The following is a 16,569-nucleotide window of genomic DNA, read 5'->3' as shown; positions in this document are numbered from 1 at the left end:
TCAATCCATGAAACCCTGAGAGGATACTATGGCTAAGAAAGCGAAGAAGGCGAAGAAGGCGAAAAAGGCCACCAAGAAGAAGGCCAAGGCCAAGAAGTAAACCGTTTCTCGCCCGGGTAGCGGCTCCTGCCCTGCCCGGGCTCCCAGAGCGGGAAACCGGTTTGAAAAACAGCGGGCGCAAGGCCCGCTTTTTTGTTTTGATACATCCGCGCTCAGATAGATGCGCGGTCAGCGATCCGCAAATGCGAGCTTCGCGCCGAGCAGGGCAAAGCCCGCGGCAAAGCTCCGCCTGAGCCAGGCCATCACCTTCGGACGGGTGACGACGCGATCGCGCACCGAGGCCGCGAACAGCCCATAGAGCGCGAACACCGCAAAGGTCATCGCCATGAACACACCGGAAAGCTCGACCATCCGCGCCAGCGGATGCGGCTCGTCGATCGCGATGAATTGCGGCAGGAAGGCGAGGAAGAAGATCGACAGCTTCGGATTGAGGATGTTGATCAGGATGGCGGTCACGATCACCCGCCCGCGCGAGCGCGGCTTGAGCTCAGTGTCGACGGAAAGCGCACTATGCTCGCGCAGCGCCTGCCAAGCCATGTAGAGCAGGTAGACGACGCCGCACCATTTCAGCACCGCGAACGCCGCCGCGCTGGCGTGCAGGATCGCGGCCAGCCCGAGCATCGCCGCGAGCATCTGCGGCACGATCCCGAGCGTACAGCCGAAGGCGGCGGCGACGCTCGCGCGCGCCCCCCGCGTCAGCGCCACGGCCAGCGTGTAGAGCACACCGGTGCCGGGCGACGCCACCACGATCAGCGAGGTCAACAGGAAGGACAGCGTCATTTGGTCGGCCACGGGCTGGACATGCGCTGCATGTTAGCATGCGGTCCGCGCCGGCGGAAGCGGCGTACCGGCTCCTGCTGTCTGCCCGCTGACAACTTCGTTATGAGGATCTGCGTGGCCCACCCTCGCCGGCGAGCTCCGACGCTTTCATTTCGGCGACGCGGATCACGTCCAGCGGCGCCCAAGGCTTGGCCCAGAACTTCGCGCCGTCGGGCAGGGATTGCCGCAGCGGCTTGCCCGACGTCACGATGACGTCGAGATCGGGATTGTATTTCTTCGCGGCATGCGCGAGCTCGACGCCGGTCATGTGGCCGGCTAGCTCGACATCCGTCATCATCAGCACGACATCGTCCCCGCTTCCCTGCAGCACCAGCTCGGCGGCCTCCGCGCTCTCGCAGGCAATGACGTCGAAATCACTTTCTTCCAGCAGCAGACCAATCATCGCGCGCTGCATCGGATCATCCTCGACCACCAATGCACGATAGGGTTTCGACTGTCCCATGGATGTGCCTTCCTTGAGTGATCGGGTTGAACACGCTCACAAAATAAATGCCTCAACTCCCTTTATGGTTCAGTTCCAATCTGAGAAAAGCGATGGGAACTTGCGCCCTGCCCCCCGATTTGAGCCGCGCGCTCGCTCATGAACTCGCGCTGCGCGGCTGCGACCTGGCGCTCGCAGACCGCGACCAGGCCGGCCTGCATGCGGTCGCCGCCGAGATTGCGAAAGCCAGACAGCGCAGGGTCACCGTGCACCGCCTCGACGTCAGCGAGCCCGGCCAGATCGCGGCATTCGCGCAAGCCGCCGGCGCCGCGCACCCCGCGCTCAACATCGTCGTCAACAATGTCGGCGTCGCCCTGCTCGGCCAGTTCGGCGAGATCGAGCAGGCGCAGATGGAATGGCTGTTCAACATCAATTTCTGAAGGTGACGAAGCAATCCATCGTTCCGCATATGCCGAAATATGGATTGCTTCGCGGAGCCTGTCATCGGGCGCCCATTCGCACGACCCGTTGGCTCGCAATGACGATCGGGGCGAGGCTGGGTGTCACCGTCCCATCAGCCGGTCCGCAAAATACCCGATGGTCTTGCGATAGATCACCGCCCTGTTCCACTCGCGCATCGCCTCGAAATTCGCGCTGCCCTCGTCATAGGGCGCGCCCATCTTGAAGCCGCTGCTGTGCAAGAGGTTCGCGGTCGAGGCCAGCACATCCGCCACCGAGTGGCGCAGGTCGACCCGGCCATCGCCGTCAAAATCGACGCCATACTTGATGTAGGACGACGGCAGGAACTGGGTCTGGCCGATCTCGCCGGCATAGGCGCCGATCAGGTCATTGAGACGAAGGTCGCCGCGCTGCACGATCTTGAGCGCCGCCAGCAATTCGCCCTGGAACAGATCGGAGCGGCGGCAATCATGCGCCAAGGTCGCGAGCGTGCGGATCACCGGCAGCTTGCCCATGTCGCCCTTGCCGAAATCGCTCTCCAGCCCCCAGATCGCGACCAGGATCTGGCGCGGCACGCCATACTGCTGCTCGATTCGCGACAGCAGCGCCGCGTGACGCTGCAACAGCGCGCGGCCGCCATTGATGCGCCCGGGACCGACGCGGGTCGCGACATACTGCTCGAACGTCTTGTTGAAGGTGTAGCGCTGCCGCCGGTCGAAGGCGAGCACGCCGCCATCCTGCCGCACAGTGCCGAGCGCCGCCGAGATCACATCCCGCGAGATGCCGGCGCCGGCGGCGTCCTGCGAGAACGACTGGACGAAGGTGTTGAAATTGCCGCCACAGCGGGCGGCGTAGGAAGGAGCGGCCAATACAAGCGCGCAAAAGAAAACGACCAAACGAAGTCTGAGCATGTTGATGTCCTGGAAAAGCCGCCCGCCGCAGATGATGCCATGCGTTTGACGTTGTGGTCAAAACGGACCTCACCCCCTGAGCTGCCGCTCCAGCCCCGCGAAATCGATCTCCGCCCAGCGCTCGGAAATCTTGCCGTCCTGAATCCGCCAGAACGTCATGCCGCGGAATTCGACGCGGTGGCCGGTCGGGGCGATGCCGCGCCATGGGCCGCGATGCCGGCCGCGCCAGACGAAGCGGCCGGCGACGATATCGCGCTCGGCCACCAGGCATTCGGCCACCGCCGACAGGTGGGCGAAGGTCGCGTGCATGGCCGCCGAGTATGCGATCACCTCGTCGGCGCTCATCCGCTTGCCCGCCGCGTGGTCGAAAAAATCGGGCGCGAGCTGCGCGCGAATCGCATCGGGATCGTGGCCATTGGTCACGGCATCATAGTGCGCGAGCACGAGCGCCTTGTTGGCGTCGAGGGTGGCGTTGGACATCGGCGCATCCGAAGAGACTGGTTGCAAAAACGGCAGAGTGCGCCTCATACGCGAATCGCCCACAAGGGCGCAAGTGACGAAGGTCAAAAAAATCATCGGCTTGCGTCGCGACAAAGTGAAGGCGCGAAATTTTCGCGGGCGGGTTCGTTTCGCTCCGATATGAAAGCCGCTCGGGTAGGCAATGTTCGCGGCTCGCGCAGGGCAGCCCAGCGTGAGCACACGCGGGATTTGCTTTGACAGCACTGCGGCGATCGGGGACAAGCCGCGCATGCCGAAGAAACCCGGGACCAATCCCAAAGGCGAATTCGCCTTCTTCAACGTCTTCTATGAGGACGGCTCGCAGCGCTCCAACCGCCGCGTGCCCTCGGAGCTGCTTGGCGGCCTCGACGGCGACGAACCGGCGCGCGCCTTCCTCCGCGACCAGGATCGCGAGATCGCCGAAAAGAGTGGCCGCCCGCCGCTCGAGATCAAGAGCATCGAGCGGGTCGGGGTGAAGAAGAAGTAGACGCGCGGACGGGTTGCGACATCGGGCAAGCTTGTTCGCTGGAGCTTGTTATACCAATGGCCCTAAGGATTGACTGTTGCCCAAGTGCGGCTTGTGATTGAGGCGATGCGACCTGGATCATTTGCGAAGAAGTTCCAGGCTTCGCAGGTCTTGGCGACGATATCGTCGTAGTCGTCGAAGACGGTGATGGCGAGCTTGTTGGCGCGCAGGTACTGCCAGACGTTTTCAATCGGATTGAGCTCGGGCGCATAAGGCGGCAGCTGTAACAGAGTGATATTTTCCGGAGCTCGGACGGTGCCGGCACTGTGATAGCCGGCGCCGTCGAAGACGAGAACGGCATGTGCGTCGGGTGCAACTTTGCGGCTGATTGCCTCCAAATGCAGTGACGTCGCCTCTGCATTTGCCGTCGGCATGACAAGACCCGCGGCGACGCCCCGTTGAGGACAGGCGGCACCGAAGAGATAAGCCCAATCGTAACGTCGATCGCGCGGCGCGCGAGGCCGTGAGCCACGCTTGGCCCACACGCGTGTCAGCGTGCCCTGCTGGCCGATCCGCGCCTCGTCCTGGAACCAGATTTCGATCGGCTTGCCTTGGGCGTGAGCGGGGAGCGTTGTCGTGAGGGTCGTAGCAAAGTTTTTTTGAACGCTTCCTGAGCCGCTTCATCGGCTTGCGGATGGCGCGGCCGCACCGAGAGCCGGCGGTACCCGAGCTTGGCCAGAACCTTGCCGACCGAACGTTCGTGCAGTTTGACGCCAAACCGCCGCTCAAGCTCGTCGCGCAAATCCACCCGCCGCCAACGTACGACCCCATGCTGCTCAGGATCGGGACCGGCCTCGACCAACGCGGCCAATTCGGCCTGCTGCTCTGTCGTCAGCCGCGACCGCGGTCCCGTCGGTTTGCGCGACCGCAGTCCCGCCAAGCCTTCGGCGTTATAACGATGCACCCAGTCCCGCAGGGTCTGACGATCCATCCCGCAACTTTCGGCTGCCTTCTTGCGGTCCGCGCCCTCCAGCACAAGCGCAAGCGCCAATATCCGCCGCGCTACCGTACTATTCTTCTCTCTGCGCGCCGCCTTCCGAAGCTCGCCCGCGGTCAAATCAAGCCGCGTAATCGCTACCGCTGCCCCCATCGATATTGCTCCTGTCTACGCAGCAACATCGATTCAGAAACTCACTGATTTGGAAATCCCAAATGTGAGTCAAATCCGGGGGCCGTTGGTATTATCTCTGCACTCTCTGGCGCGCGAAATTGGCACGATCCATCTACAAACAAAAACGGCGGGCCTTGCCCGCCGTTGTTGTTTCGATGGGTTGCCGGGTCAAGCCCGGCAACGAGAGCATCAGTTGTCGAGGAACGACCGCAGCTTCCGGCTGCGCGACGGGTGCTTCAGCTTGCGCAGCGCCTTGGCTTCGATCTGGCGGATGCGTTCGCGGGTGACCGAGAACTGCTGGCCGACCTCTTCCAGCGTGTGGTCGGTGTTCATGCCGATACCGAAGCGCATGCGCAGCACGCGCTCCTCGCGCGGGGTGAGCGAGGCCAAGACGCGCGTGGTGGTCTCGCGCAGGTTGGACTGGATCGCCGCGTCGATCGGCAGGATCGCGTTTTTGTCCTCGATGAAATCGCCGAGGTGCGAATCCTCTTCGTCACCCACCGGCGTCTCCAGCGACAGCGGCTCCTTGGCGATCTTGAGGACCTTGCGGACCTTCTCCAGGGGCATGCCGAGCTTCTCGGCGAGCTCTTCCGGGGTCGGCTCGCGGCCGATTTCGTTCAGCATCTGGCGCGAGGTGCGGACGATCTTGTTGATCGTCTCGATCATGTGCACCGGGATGCGGATGGTGCGGGCCTGGTCGGCGATCGAACGGGTGATCGCCTGCCGGATCCACCAGGTGGCGTAGGTCGAGAACTTGTAGCCGCGGCGGTACTCGAACTTATCGACCGCCTTCATCAGGCCGATATTGCCTTCCTGGATCAGGTCGAGGAACTGCAGGCCACGGTTGGTGTACTTCTTGGCGATCGAGATCACGAGGCGGAGGTTGGCTTCCACCATCTCCTTCTTGGCCTGACGGGCCTCGCGCTCGCCCTTCTGCACGCCGTGCACGATCTTGCGGAATTCGCCGATCTCGAGCCCGGTCAGCGCGGCCAGCGACTGGATCTCGTGGCGCAGGTCCTTGATGCGGTCCTTCTCGTGATGGACGAAGTTCTTCCAGCCCTTGGCCGAGAGCTTCGAGACGCGGTTGAGCCAGCGCGGGTCGAGCTCCGAGCCCTGGTAGTTGCGCAGGAAGTCGTCGCGCGCGACGCCGTGGCTGTCGCCGAGGCGCAGCAAGCGGCCTTCGAAGGAGACCAGCTTCTTGTTGATGTCGTAGAGCTGCTCGACGAGCGAATCGATGCGGGCCTGGTTGAGGCGCAGCGACTTCACCTCGACGATGATCTCGTCCTTCAGCTTCTTGTACTTGCGCTCCTGCGAGGGCGACAGCGACTCGCTCTGCAGCTGGTTGGCGATATCCTGCTCCTGCAGGCGGCGCAGCTTCTTGTACTCGGACGCGATCTTGTCGAAGGTCTCCACCACCTTCGGCTTCAGCTCGGCCTCGATGGCGGCGAGCGACATCTGGTTCTCGAACTCGTCGTCGTCCATGTCGGCTTCGGCGGCGGCCTCGCCCGGATCCTTCTCCTCGCCCTCGGCTTCGCCGGCAGGCGCGGCACGGAATGGGGTCGGCGACGGCGGCGCTGCCGGCGATGCGACATGTGCGGGCGCGCCCGCTTCGCCGCCGCTGCCATTGGCCTCGGCGCCAGCGCCGTCACCGCTGTTGTTGGCGATCAGGTTCGGGTTGATGCCGCCCTTGGATTCCGGACCGGCATAGGTGGCTTCGAGATCGATGATGTCGCGAAGGAAGATCTTTCCTTCGTTCAGCTCGTCGCGCCAGATGATGATGGCCTGGAAGGTCAGCGGGCTTTCGCAGAGGCCCGCGATCATCGCCTCGCGGCCGGCCTCGATGCGCTTGGCGATCGCGATTTCGCCCTCGCGCGACAAAAGCTCGACGGTGCCCATCTCGCGCAGATACATCCGCACCGGATCGTCGGTGCGCTCGCCGGGCTCGCTCTTCTTGACCTCGGTGACGGCCTTCTGCGTGACCTCGACAAGCTCGTTGTCGGTGTCGTCGTCGCCGTCGTCCTTCTCGTCCTCGCCTTCGGAGTCCTCGGCCTCGGTGACGTTGATGCCCATGTCCGAGAGCATCGACATGATGTCTTCGATCTGTTCGGGCGAGGTGGTGTCGGAGGGAAGCACTTCGTTGAGCTGATCAAAGGTCACGAAGCCGCGCTTCTTGGCCTGCTTGATCATCTTCTTCACCGCGGCATCCGACAGGTCGAGCAACGGCGACGGCGCGTCGGCGGAATCCTTCTCGGGAGCATCCGCCGCCTTGTCGTCTTTTTCCTTGTCCTTAACCTGCAGCGTCTTTGCCTTGGTGGCCATTCACTAAGCTCCCGAAAACGCGGTCATGCAAAATGGCGCCACGCACGCACATCCGCACGATATCTAGAATTGCTCTCGACGCACAAAGGGCGGCGCACATGATCGCCACCCCTGCCATCCGTTTCGACGGTTTCCATCTGCAATAGCCCGGCGCGTCTTCCGCAAAAAGTGACTACCGGTTTTACGATCAGAAGACGCGCCAAACGTTAATCCGGCGGATTTTCTTCACGACGAACCGGCGGCACCACTTCGCCCGAAAATGCTACGGTGCTATTAAAGTTTCGCTTAACCCTGTTTTTGCAGCCAAACCATGGATTTGGCGAGTCTTTTTGCGAGTTCGGCCAACGCCGTCCGCATCATTTTTCGTCACACGTTACGCTGGAACCGGCCCGATAATTCGCCGAACCCCTCGATCAGAGCCTCGGTCCCGTCGGCTTCCGCCATCCGGGCCTGGATATCCCGCAGCCATGCCAGATTGGCTTCGCTGCCGTCTTCAGCCAAAGCCGCCTCAGCGTCCTTTCGTTCCCTAAGTAAGGCGTGGGTTTTCTGATGCAAGGCAACGAGTTGCCGCCACGTCGATAAAACATCCTCCCGCGCCGCGCCGACCTTGGCGCCCCACACCGCCTGGGTCGTCAGCGCGTGCTCAACCCTTTGAAGTGCTTGCGAAAATCCGCCAGCTTCAAGATCGGCCCGCATTTTCTCGGCCTGCTCCTCCGCGTCCGGGGAATGGTGGTGGTCGTTGGCGAAAGCCGCAATGATGCCGGCGCGGAGCTTGTGGGCCTCGGGGTGGGCGAGCTCAAGCGCCGCGACCTCCTCCAGATGGTCGTGCAGCAGCCAGGGGTGATTGATGAGGCACTCAAGGATCAGAGCCTCGCGCCGGGAGATCGCGCTGCGCTGGCCGCGCATGATCGAGCTGTTGGCAAGCTGCGGACTCGCTGCCTGGTAGGGACCGCGGCCAAGGCCGGGAACCAGGCCCTTGGGGGCGAATCGGCCGCCCGGCGCCGGGCCGCCGGGGAAAAATTGGCGGGGTGATTCGCTGCTGCGCCCGCCCCGGAAATTGCCGCGGCCGTAGCCGCCGCGCCCGCCCTCGGGCGCAAAGCTGCGCTGCAGGCGCTCTTGCAGATGCTGCCGATAGTAGCGGCGCACCACCTCGTCGCGGATGCCATTGGTGAGTTCGCCGATGCGCGCTTCCAGCGCGGCGCGGCGTTCCGGCGTGCCGAAGCTGCCGCCCTCGATCTCGCGCGACCAGATCATGTCGGCGAGCGGGCGTGCGGCGGAGATCACGTCCTCGATCGCGCCGCGGCCGCCGGAACGAGCGAGATCGTCGGGGTCCTGCCCTTCCGGTAACAGCGCGATGCGCAGGCTCTTGCCGGGCTTCAGATTCGGCAGCGCGATATCCGCGGCGCGATAGGCCGCCTTCTGTCCGGCACGGTCGCCGTCGAAGCAGAGGATCGGCTCGTCCGCCATCTTCCAGAGCAGCGCGAGCTGGTTCTCGGTGAGCGCAGTGCCGAGCGGCGCCACGGCGCCAGGAAAGCCCGCGGTCACCATCGCGATGACGTCGACATAGCCCTCGACCACGATGAGTGGGCTGCCGTCATGCGCGGCCTGGCGCGCGGTGAACAGGTTGTAGAGATTGTCGCCCTTGTGAAACAGCGTGGTTTCCGGCGAGTTCAGGTATTTGGCCGGAACGTCCTTCTCCAGCGCGCGACCGCCGAACGCGATGACGCGGCCGCGGGCATCCGTGATCGGAAACATCACGCGGTCGCGGAAGCGATCGAACGGCACCGGCTTGTCCTCGCCGGCCACCAAAAGCCCCGCCTCCACCATGTCCTCGGTGGCGACGCCCTGCGCGCCCAGATGCTCCTTCAGCGCGAAACGGTCCGGCGGCGCATAGCCCATGCGAAACTGGAGCTGGGTCGCCGGCGAGATGCCGCGATCGGCGAGATAGCCGCGCGCCTTCGCGCCGTTGCGCGAGGCCAGCGTGTCGGCGAAGAACTTGGTGGCGAGTTCCATCACGTCGTGCAGCGTGCGGCGGCGCTGCTCGTGGCGCGCGGCATCCGGCGTCGCCGCCGGGATCGCCATGCCCGCCATTGCCGCCAGCCGCTCGACCGCCTCCGGGAAGGTGACGCCCTCGGTCTCCATCACGAAGTCGAAGATGTTGCCGTGCCGCCCCGAGGAGAAGTCGTGGTAAAAGCCCTTCTGGTCGTTGACGGTGAAGGACGGCGTCTTCTCCTGCTGGAACGGCGACAGCCCCTTCCATTCGCGCCCCGCCCTCTTGAGCTTGACGCGCTTGCCCACGACTTCCGAGACCGGAAGCCGGGCGCGCAGCTCGTCGAGAAATTGGGGCGTGAAGCGCATTGATGAGGTCGGGTTGGCGGGAATGCGTGGATAACCGATTAGCCATATAGCGGCGGCGGCCGAAATACTAAGACTGTGCCGGCTTTTCCGGACTATTCACAGGCCGTGATCCCGTCGCTTGTCCCGTCGGACTACCCCGGAATCTGCGGTGGAGAGAGGTTGCGGCCTGCTTGAACCTGCTCCGGTTCCGCGCTTGGATAGGGCATGTTCACGACATTCCGAGGCGGACAGAGCGGCGGCTGGAAGGTGACTTCCATCGCGCGGGTGAAGGGCGAAACGCTGCCGAAGGTCGCGGCGCTGTCGGTGATTTCGAGCGAGGCGATCGCGCTGCCGCTACTGCCGTCACCGACCGCGTGGCGGCTCGCCGGCGTCGCGAGCAATCTGCGCTACACCGAGCGGGCGGAGAAGGACAAGCTCGCCGCCGTCGAGGCCAAGCTCGGCCGGAACGAGGCGACGCACGCGGCGCTGATCCCGATCCGGAAATCCGCCGCATGGTGGGAGCTGACACAGGAAGAGCGGCGCAAGATCCTCGAGGACAAGTCGCACCATATCTCCGGCACGCTGAAATACCTGCCGGCGATCGCCCGCCAGCTGTTTCATTCGCGCGATCTCGGCGTCCCCTTCGACTTCCTGACCTGGTTCGAATTCGCACCCGAACATGCCGACCTATTCGACGAACTGGTCGGCATGCTGCGCGCGACCGAAGAGTGGACCTATGTCGAGCGCGAGGTCGACATACGCGTCGTGCGCGAGAACTGAGGCCTCTCTTCGTTATGGCCGGGCTTGTCCCGGCCATCTACGTCTTGTTGCAAGGCAGCCGGAAAAGACGTGGATGCCCGGGACGAGCCCGGGCATGGCGGAGTAACTCTAATGTCCGAGAAATCTGCCTGACGCGATCCGCGGCAGCTTCGTCACCGGCCAGTTGTAGAGATAGGTCCACGCCTCGCTCATACGTCCATCGGCGAGCGTGACCGGCAGCATCTTGCGGACATATTCGGTCGGCGGCGGAAAACCCTCGCCGCAGGCTTCATACATGTCGAACTCGCGCAGCATCGCGTCGCGCTCGCGCAGACCGAACAATTCGCCATGCACGATGTCGGCGGGATCGTCCGACGTGACTAGGCCCGGATAATGCTTCACGAGATAGAGCCGGCCGCGGCAGTGCGCCTCGCCGAGGAAGTCGGCATTGGCCGACAACAGCTTCGCCATCGGATGGTCGAAGCCGCGCATCAGCGTGCCATAGACGAAGAGAAGGTCGGAGGTCATGGCCTTCTATGTCATTGCGAGCGTAGCGAAGCAATCCATGCCGCCGCAAGGATGGATTGCGTCCGCCTTCGCCGAAGGCTTCGGCCGACAGTTCGTCGCTATCGCCCCTTGCGATGGCGCGTGACCACGTCAAGCCACTGCCGACGAATTCTCGTCGGCATGATGCGGTGCTCGGTGAACGCCACCGGGCGCGTAGCGATCAACGGTCTTGTGATGGATGGTTACCAGCGGCGGCGTCGAACAATCATCGTGATTTTGGGCGGCTTGATCTATAGAGAATACTGCTCGTTTCCAGATCGGCTTGCTCCCCGAATAGGCAAAATTGAGGAAAACACCTTGAATCGCGTCGGTGGCCCGTCATTTCTGCTCGCTAACACCGACGTTTCGCCAATTCTGGAGCGCAACGCGGACAGCCGCTCTCCATTCCTGTTCACCTGCGATCACTATGGCCGGCTGATTCCCAAGCCGCTCGGCGATCTCGGCCTGCCGGAAAGCGAGCTTGTGCGGCACATCGCCTGGGACATCGGCATCGCCGGCGTCGCCGAACAGCTCTCCGACCAGCTCAACGTGCACCTGATCGCGCAACGCTATTCGCGGCTTGTGATCGACTGCAATCGTCCGCCGCATGTCGCAAGCTCGATTCCGCTGATCAGCGAAGCGACCACCGTCCCGGGCAATGAAGGCCTGTCGCGCAACGATGCCGAGATGCGCCGCGCGCAGATCTTCGATCCCTATCACAGGCGGATCGACGAGATCATCGACGAACGGAGCCGGCGCGGCATGCCGACGGTGCTGGTGTCGCTGCACAGCTTCACACCTGTCTACGCCGGCATCGCGCGACCCTGGCACATCGGCACGCTCTATCACCGCGACAAGGTGCTGCCGCCGCTGCTCCTGAAACATCTGCGCAGGGAGGGCGACCTCGTGGTCGGCGACAATGAGCCTTATGCGGTCAGCGACGAGACCGATTACACGATCCCCGTGCATGGCGAGATGCGCGGGCTAATGAATTCGGGTATCGAGATCCGTCAGGACCTGATCGCCGACCAGGCCGGCGAGACAGCCTGGGCCGATCGCCTGGCACGCATCCTCAGCGAGATCGAGGCGATGCTGTGGGCGGAGGCGCTGATCGCGTGAAGTCACGCAGCACGGCTGCCGGCGCTGCGCACGCCGCGAGGCGAATCGCCGAAGCGGGCCCGGAACAGCCGGTTGAAGTGCGATATGTCCGAAAAGCCGGCCTCCAGCGCAATGTCGGAAATTCGCTGCGCGCCCTCGTGCGGCGCGGTTAACAGTGTGAACGCCTTTTGCAACCGCAATTCGTTGACGCGCTCCGTGAAAGACGCACCCGACGACGCCATCAGGCGCTGCAGGTAGCGCGGAGAGATGCCCTGGCGACGGGCCACGATCTCCAGGCTGAGATCCGGATCCTGAAAGTGCGCCGCGATGTGGTCGAGGGCGGCGCTGTGCCGCGCCGCGATCACCGCGCTCGCGCTGCTCTCGCCCAACGGAGCGCATTCATCGATTGTGAGTGCCACGAGGTCGTGGATATGGGTCACGATGGTATCGCGCAGCTTGGGCGCAGCCAGCGCGCCCTGCCCCAATGCCGACTTCAGGTAAGTCATGAGAAGCCGGAGCGCCTCGGTTCGGCGGGAAATCCGCCGCATCACAAGGCTGTCGACATCGCTCACGCGCGGCACCAGTGCGTCGCGCGGCACCGCCAGACCAAGTTGAAGTCCTTCGACATAGCTGACAATAGCCGGCTCCGAGTGCAGAAGCGCGATGGCATCGCCGGCGCGGAATTCGATCTCCCGGCCGCGCTGCGATAGCAGGCTCGTACTCGGAGAGCTGACGATGAAGCCGATCGAGTCATCGCCATCGACGATATTCGCTCGCGAACGCTTGAAGCGCATGGCCGATCCCGTCCATGCGAGCACGCGCAGTCCCTGAAGCGCCTGCAGCGTTGCTTCGGCGTGAAACGGAGCGTCGGACACAGTCTCGATATCGGCGTGGACGATGCGCCGTCCGAACTCTTCGCGCCACATCGGGATGCGCATCCGCTCCGGGAGCTCGCGGGTGGAAAATCGAATCGACTTGAAATCGGCAGTGTCCGCGGACATGCGGAATCTCCAAGCCTCACGCAACAACCGGAGTGATTCCGACAATCGACTGCCGATATCCGCAATTTGCTATCTGCAAAATTTGCTGTCTGCAATTTGCGCTTCGCGCACCCGACCGTCCAATCCGAGGTGCGCAGAAGTCCAAGACACGGCGCTATCTGCTTGCTAGTGTCACTCATCGCAATCGACACTGCAAGTGAGCTAGTTCACGTCGAAGCGAGGAACTCTGGACTAAAGTAATTGCGAAAGTCGTGGTGAAAATATCTCTCTAAAGAGGAGAGAGCCATGATGAGGCTATTTCAGGTTGCCGCCATCACGTCCGTTTTGGACATCGTCGGTGCAGCGGCCGCAAGCATTGCTCGAATTTGCAACATTATTCGCAATCAATTGCATTCAGTGATCTGGGCCGCGATCCGCCTGCTACATCCCGGACATCCGCTTCCCCGATGATGACGTCGTGCCGCGCGCTCGGCGCGAGATGGCAATCTTCGTCAGAAACATTACCCGCCGGCTCTGCTCGTCCTCAGCCGGGTGAAACGACCGAAAATAATTGCATGGGGCGTCAACAGTGCTGATCAAGTGAGGATTTGACCATGTCCATACTCGACCTGCTCTATCGGGAATATTGCCGTGCCCGCCTCGCTGAGATGCGCAAGCAGTTCCTGGTCCCCACCGTCGGCGATGACGCCCTGGACATGAATTGGGATGCCACCAATCCTGCCAACCCGGGAGATCGCGGCAATGGCCTGGAGAGCATCCTCACGACAAGCCAACCCTCAACTGTCCGATAGCGCGTAACCGCATCCGCTCGGTCGGCCCGCACACGCCGGAACATCGCGCGCAACGCATCGATCCAGGCCCGACCGAGAGTGCTGTGGCACGCCGGTCGGGGCAACCAAATGCACAATCGCATGCACATCTCGAAGCCAGTGGTCGGCGAACCTCCGCCGGAGCTCGAGGGATCCGGCCGCGACCTGCGCATCGACGCCTGCCGCGGCATCGCGCTGTGGTGCATCTTCCTTGACCATGTCCCCAACAACATCGGAAGTTGGCTGACGCTCAAGAACTACGGCTTCAGCGATGCCGCGGAAGTCTTCATGTTCATGTCCGGCGTCACTTGCGCGCTGGCCTACGGCAGGGCGCGCCGCCGTGAGGGCTGGAACGGCGTGATCAGCCGCTCGCTGCGGCGAGGATGGGATATCTATGCGGCGTTTCTGCTGCTCATGCTTGCTTACGCCATCATGACCTACCTCGCAGGCGGGGACGACCTTGCCGACGAGAGCAATACGCGCGTTCTGCTGGAGGACCCGGGCGCGACGCTTGCGCACGCAGTGATCCTGCAATACCGCCCGGTCAATGCCGACGTGTTGCCCATCTTCGTGCTGCTTCACCTCCTGTTCGCGCCGCTGTTGTGGCTGTTGCTGCGCTGGCCGAACGCGACGCTGGGCGCCTCCTTCGCACTTTATGCGCTGGTGCACGTGTTCGGCTGGATGGTGCCGGCATGGCCGAGCAGTCATTGGGCCTTCAATCCGATGGCCTGGCAGCTCCTGGTCGTGCTCGGCGCGTGGTGGATGATCGCGGGCAACCCCATCCGGCCCTGGATAACGTCACGTGTAGTGCTGGTCGTTGCCGTGCTGTATCTGCTCGTCAGCCTCTTCATTGCCCTGAGCTGGCACATCGAGCTGCTGGGAACCTTGGTCCCGGAGGCGCTGGCGAAGCTGCTTCACCCGGTGGACAAATCGAATCTCGATCCCGTGCGCCTGCTGCATTTTCTGGCGATCGCGGTCGTGGCGGTGCGGCTGGTGCCGCATGATTGGCCGGCGCTGCGGACGCCGGCGCTGCGCAGCATGATCTGCTGTGGCCAGAACTCGCTGCCGATCTATTGCCTCGGCGTGCTGCTGGCCTGTGGCAGCCACCTGGCGCTGCTCGAGATCTCGAATGGAATAGCCATGCAGATCGCGCTCAGCGTCGGCGGCATTCTGGTGATGATCGCCGCTGCGACGCTGCTCAACTCGATCTCGATCCAGCCCGCTCGGCCGCCGCGCCTGATGCAGCCGACCTAGCCCGCAACCGCGACAGTCCCGGCCAGCTTTCCCGCTTCGCGTCAATAAGTCCGGACCGCCGGCAACGGACCTCGGGGATGGCCACCCTCAGCCGAGATCGCGCAGATCCTTGCCAAGCGGCGGCGTCAGGCAAAACGCTGAGAAGACGACCTTGAGGCCGGCCCGCTCGGGCGTGCAGGCCATCGGCCCACAAAAGCAATCCCGTCCTCAAGCGTTCTGCCGCTGCGGGCTCAATCTCGGAAACGTGCAGACTGCGCTGTACCCGGTTTGACCAACGATCAAGTTACCGTGCCCGGGTCAGCGCCAGCCAGATGCCGCCGCCGATCATGAAGCCGCCGGAGATGCGCGACATCAGCCGCGTCCGCTCCTTGGAGAAGAATTTGCGGGCGCGGCCGGCGAGCAGCGCATAGGCGCCGTCGGTCATCACCGCCGTCACCATGAAGGTGACGCCGAGCAAGGCCACCTGCGGGATGTGAGGTTTGCTCATGTCCATGAACTGCGGAATGAAGGCACCGAAGAACACCAGCACCTTCGGGTTCGACAGCAGCACCAGGAAGCCTTGCAGGAAGAAGCCGCCGCGCGGCGGCGGCGGTGTCTCATCGGTGCTGATGCCCTCGACCGGCGCGCGGATCAGCTTGATGCCGAGCCAGACCAGATAGGCGGCGCCGGCGAAGCGCACCCAGTCGAACCAGTAGCCCATGGTCGCCATCAGCGAGGTCAGGCCAACCGCGACGGTGCCGATCACGATCGCGAGCCCCACCTGTGCGCCCAGCACATTGGTGAGCGCCGCGCGGGTGCCGTATCGCAAGCCATTGGCGATGACCATCGTGACGATCGGGCCGGGCAACAGCGCCAGCGCAATGCAGGCGGCGACGAAGGCGAGATAGGCTTGCAAGGACATGAGAGGCTCACTGGAGGTGAGGTGACGCCGGAATTTATGCACGTACTGTGAGGAAGAGGAAGCGGTTCCTGCTCATGTCTGTCATACCCCGCGAAGGCGGGTATCCAATACGCCGCAGCTTCTCGGCGAGGCATCAATGCCTCTGGAATACTGGGTCACCCGCTTTCGCGGGTGACGACCCCATCTTCGCGCGAGAGAGAGGAGGCTCAACGGCCCTCCATCGTCGCGGCCATCCACATCTTGATCTTTGGCGCTGCCAGGAACGTCAGCACCGCACGCTGCACCCGCGCCGGATCGCCCCTGCCCTGTGCGGCCGCCACCAGCAAATCGCAGCGCTGTGACACGGCGATGCCGATCGCGCTGCGCTTGCCGCCTGGCATGTCGATGTCGTATGCCCTGATCCGTCCACGCATGTCGGCGACGTACACGACGTCGCCCGCCTTCAGCGGCGTGAAGCGTGGGCTGATCATGTCGACATCGGCGACACGGTCGACCTCGCCGTCATCGGCGACGCCGCTGTCACAGTTGCAAAAGCCGAGCTTGGGCCGCACATAGACCTCGACATCGGCGCCGCAATCCGCCGCGCGACAACGGAAGGCGCGGCCGGCGGGCCAGCCGTCGCGCGGGAACGGCCAGGCGATCTCATGCCAGTCGCCGCCACGGGACGGCGCCATCTCGTAGCCCGCGACGGCCGAGACGCCACCGAGCGCGAGGAACAT

General features: G+C 63.6%; 18 protein-coding genes and 2 pseudogenes. 8 read left to right on the top strand and 12 right to left on the bottom strand.

What is annotated here, in order from left to right; translation table 11 throughout:
* Positions 1-228: 228 nt before the first annotated feature.
* Positions 229-840 carry a LysE family translocator gene (locus MTX23_RS07235; RefSeq protein ID WP_280977993.1) on the bottom strand — a complete coding sequence of 204 codons (612 nt, stop codon included), beginning with the start codon at positions 838-840 and terminating at the stop codon, positions 229-231.
* Positions 841-940: 100 nt separating this feature from the next.
* A complete protein-coding gene (locus MTX23_RS07230) occupies positions 941-1,342 on the bottom strand; it encodes a response regulator (RefSeq protein ID WP_280975930.1) in 402 nt (133 codons plus the stop codon).
* 92 nt (positions 1,343-1,434) lie between these two features.
* On the opposite strand from MTX23_RS07230, the pseudogene MTX23_RS07225 reads away from it, so the two are divergent.
* A pseudogene (locus MTX23_RS07225) lies at positions 1,435-1,758 on the top strand (SDR family NAD(P)-dependent oxidoreductase); the annotation flags it as partial.
* 126 nt (positions 1,759-1,884) lie between these two features.
* Here the strand turns inward: MTX23_RS07225 and MTX23_RS07220 are convergent.
* Positions 1,885-2,691 (bottom strand): lytic murein transglycosylase, encoded by an 807-nt coding sequence (locus MTX23_RS07220; RefSeq protein WP_280975929.1) that lies wholly within the window; start codon positions 2,689-2,691, stop codon positions 1,885-1,887.
* 69 nt (positions 2,692-2,760) lie between these two features.
* Positions 2,761-3,171, bottom strand: coding sequence for an ester cyclase (locus tag MTX23_RS07215; RefSeq protein WP_280975928.1), 411 nt, complete (start codon positions 3,169-3,171; stop codon positions 2,761-2,763).
* A 268-nt stretch (positions 3,172-3,439) separates the two neighbouring features.
* Here MTX23_RS07215 and MTX23_RS07210 point away from each other — a divergent pair, with 268 nt between their 5' ends.
* The gene (locus MTX23_RS07210; protein WP_280975927.1) at positions 3,440-3,676 is read left to right on the top strand and encodes a hypothetical protein; all 237 of its coding nucleotides are present in this window, start codon (positions 3,440-3,442) and stop codon (positions 3,674-3,676) included.
* Positions 3,677-3,738: 62 nt separating this feature from the next.
* On the opposite strand, the gene MTX23_RS07205 is transcribed toward MTX23_RS07210, so the two are convergent.
* The 3 genes from MTX23_RS07205 to dnaG all read right to left on the bottom strand — a co-directional run bounded on the left by MTX23_RS07205 (position 3,739) and on the right by dnaG (position 9,503).
* A protein-coding gene (locus tag MTX23_RS07205) for an IS630 family transposase (protein WP_280971795.1) occupies positions 3,739-4,805 on the bottom strand; the annotation gives its coding sequence in 2 pieces (ribosomal slippage) (positions 3,739-4,319 and positions 4,319-4,805; 1,068 coding nt in all).
* A 210-nt stretch (positions 4,806-5,015) separates the two neighbouring features.
* Entirely contained in the window at positions 5,016-7,145 is a 2,130-nt protein-coding gene (rpoD, locus tag MTX23_RS07200; RefSeq protein ID WP_280975926.1) for an RNA polymerase sigma factor RpoD, read from the bottom strand.
* Positions 7,146-7,511: 366 nt separating this feature from the next.
* Complete coding sequence (gene dnaG / locus MTX23_RS07195) at positions 7,512-9,503, bottom strand: DNA primase (RefSeq protein ID WP_280975925.1); 1,992 nt, start codon at positions 9,501-9,503, stop codon at positions 7,512-7,514.
* A 204-nt stretch (positions 9,504-9,707) separates the two neighbouring features.
* On the opposite strand from dnaG, the gene MTX23_RS07190 reads away from it, so the two are divergent.
* Positions 9,708-10,262, top strand: a complete 555-nt coding sequence (locus MTX23_RS07190; protein ID WP_280975924.1) for a chlorite dismutase family protein — start codon at positions 9,708-9,710, stop codon at positions 10,260-10,262.
* A gap of 108 nt (positions 10,263-10,370) precedes the next feature.
* Here MTX23_RS07190 and MTX23_RS07185 read toward each other — a convergent pair whose 3' ends face one another.
* Positions 10,371-10,769, bottom strand: coding sequence for a gamma-glutamylcyclotransferase family protein (locus tag MTX23_RS07185; protein ID WP_280975923.1), 399 nt, complete (start codon positions 10,767-10,769; stop codon positions 10,371-10,373).
* Between MTX23_RS07185 and MTX23_RS07180 the strand changes: the two genes are divergently transcribed.
* Positions 10,768-10,893 (top strand): hypothetical protein, encoded by a 126-nt coding sequence (locus tag MTX23_RS07180; protein ID WP_280975922.1) that lies wholly within the window; start codon positions 10,768-10,770, stop codon positions 10,891-10,893. The genes MTX23_RS07185 and MTX23_RS07180 overlap by 2 nt on opposite strands.
* Before the next feature lie 212 nt (positions 10,894-11,105).
* Positions 11,106-11,906: an N-formylglutamate amidohydrolase gene (locus MTX23_RS07175; RefSeq protein WP_280975921.1), complete on the top strand. Its 801-nt coding sequence runs from the start codon at positions 11,106-11,108 to the stop codon at positions 11,904-11,906.
* A gap of 2 nt (positions 11,907-11,908) precedes the next feature.
* Here the strand turns inward: MTX23_RS07175 and MTX23_RS07170 are convergent, their stop codons facing one another.
* Positions 11,909-12,913: a helix-turn-helix domain-containing protein gene (locus MTX23_RS07170; protein WP_280975920.1), complete on the bottom strand. Its 1,005-nt coding sequence runs from the start codon at positions 12,911-12,913 to the stop codon at positions 11,909-11,911.
* Between the two features lie 258 nt (positions 12,914-13,171).
* On the opposite strand from MTX23_RS07170, the gene MTX23_RS07165 reads away from it, so the two are divergent.
* From MTX23_RS07165 to MTX23_RS07155, 3 genes are all read left to right on the top strand, one after another.
* Entirely contained in the window at positions 13,172-13,336 is a 165-nt protein-coding gene (locus MTX23_RS07165; RefSeq protein WP_280975919.1) for a hypothetical protein, read from the top strand.
* Positions 13,337-13,479: 143 nt separating this feature from the next.
* Positions 13,480-13,677, top strand: coding sequence for a hypothetical protein (locus tag MTX23_RS07160; protein WP_280975918.1), 198 nt, complete (start codon positions 13,480-13,482; stop codon positions 13,675-13,677).
* A gap of 108 nt (positions 13,678-13,785) precedes the next feature.
* Positions 13,786-14,949 (top strand): OpgC domain-containing protein, encoded by a 1,164-nt coding sequence (locus MTX23_RS07155; RefSeq protein WP_280975917.1) that lies wholly within the window; start codon positions 13,786-13,788, stop codon positions 14,947-14,949.
* An 87-nt stretch (positions 14,950-15,036) separates the two neighbouring features.
* Here the strand turns inward: MTX23_RS07155 and MTX23_RS07150 are convergent.
* The 3 genes and pseudogenes from MTX23_RS07150 to MTX23_RS07140 form a co-directional block, all read right to left on the bottom strand.
* Positions 15,037-15,138, bottom strand: a pseudogene (locus tag MTX23_RS07150) (DUF1349 domain-containing protein); the annotation flags it as partial.
* Between the two features lie 94 nt (positions 15,139-15,232).
* Complete coding sequence (locus tag MTX23_RS07145; RefSeq protein WP_280975916.1) at positions 15,233-15,850, bottom strand: LysE family translocator; 618 nt, start codon at positions 15,848-15,850, stop codon at positions 15,233-15,235.
* Positions 15,851-16,056: 206 nt separating this feature from the next.
* Positions 16,057-16,569 (bottom strand): hypothetical protein, encoded by a 513-nt coding sequence (locus MTX23_RS07140; RefSeq protein ID WP_280977992.1) that lies wholly within the window; start codon positions 16,567-16,569, stop codon positions 16,057-16,059.

The organism is Bradyrhizobium sp. ISRA436, assembly GCF_029910015.1.
Taxonomy (GTDB): Bacteria; Pseudomonadota; Alphaproteobacteria; order Rhizobiales; family Xanthobacteraceae; genus Bradyrhizobium.
This window is presented reverse-complemented; position numbering and strand designations above follow the sequence as displayed.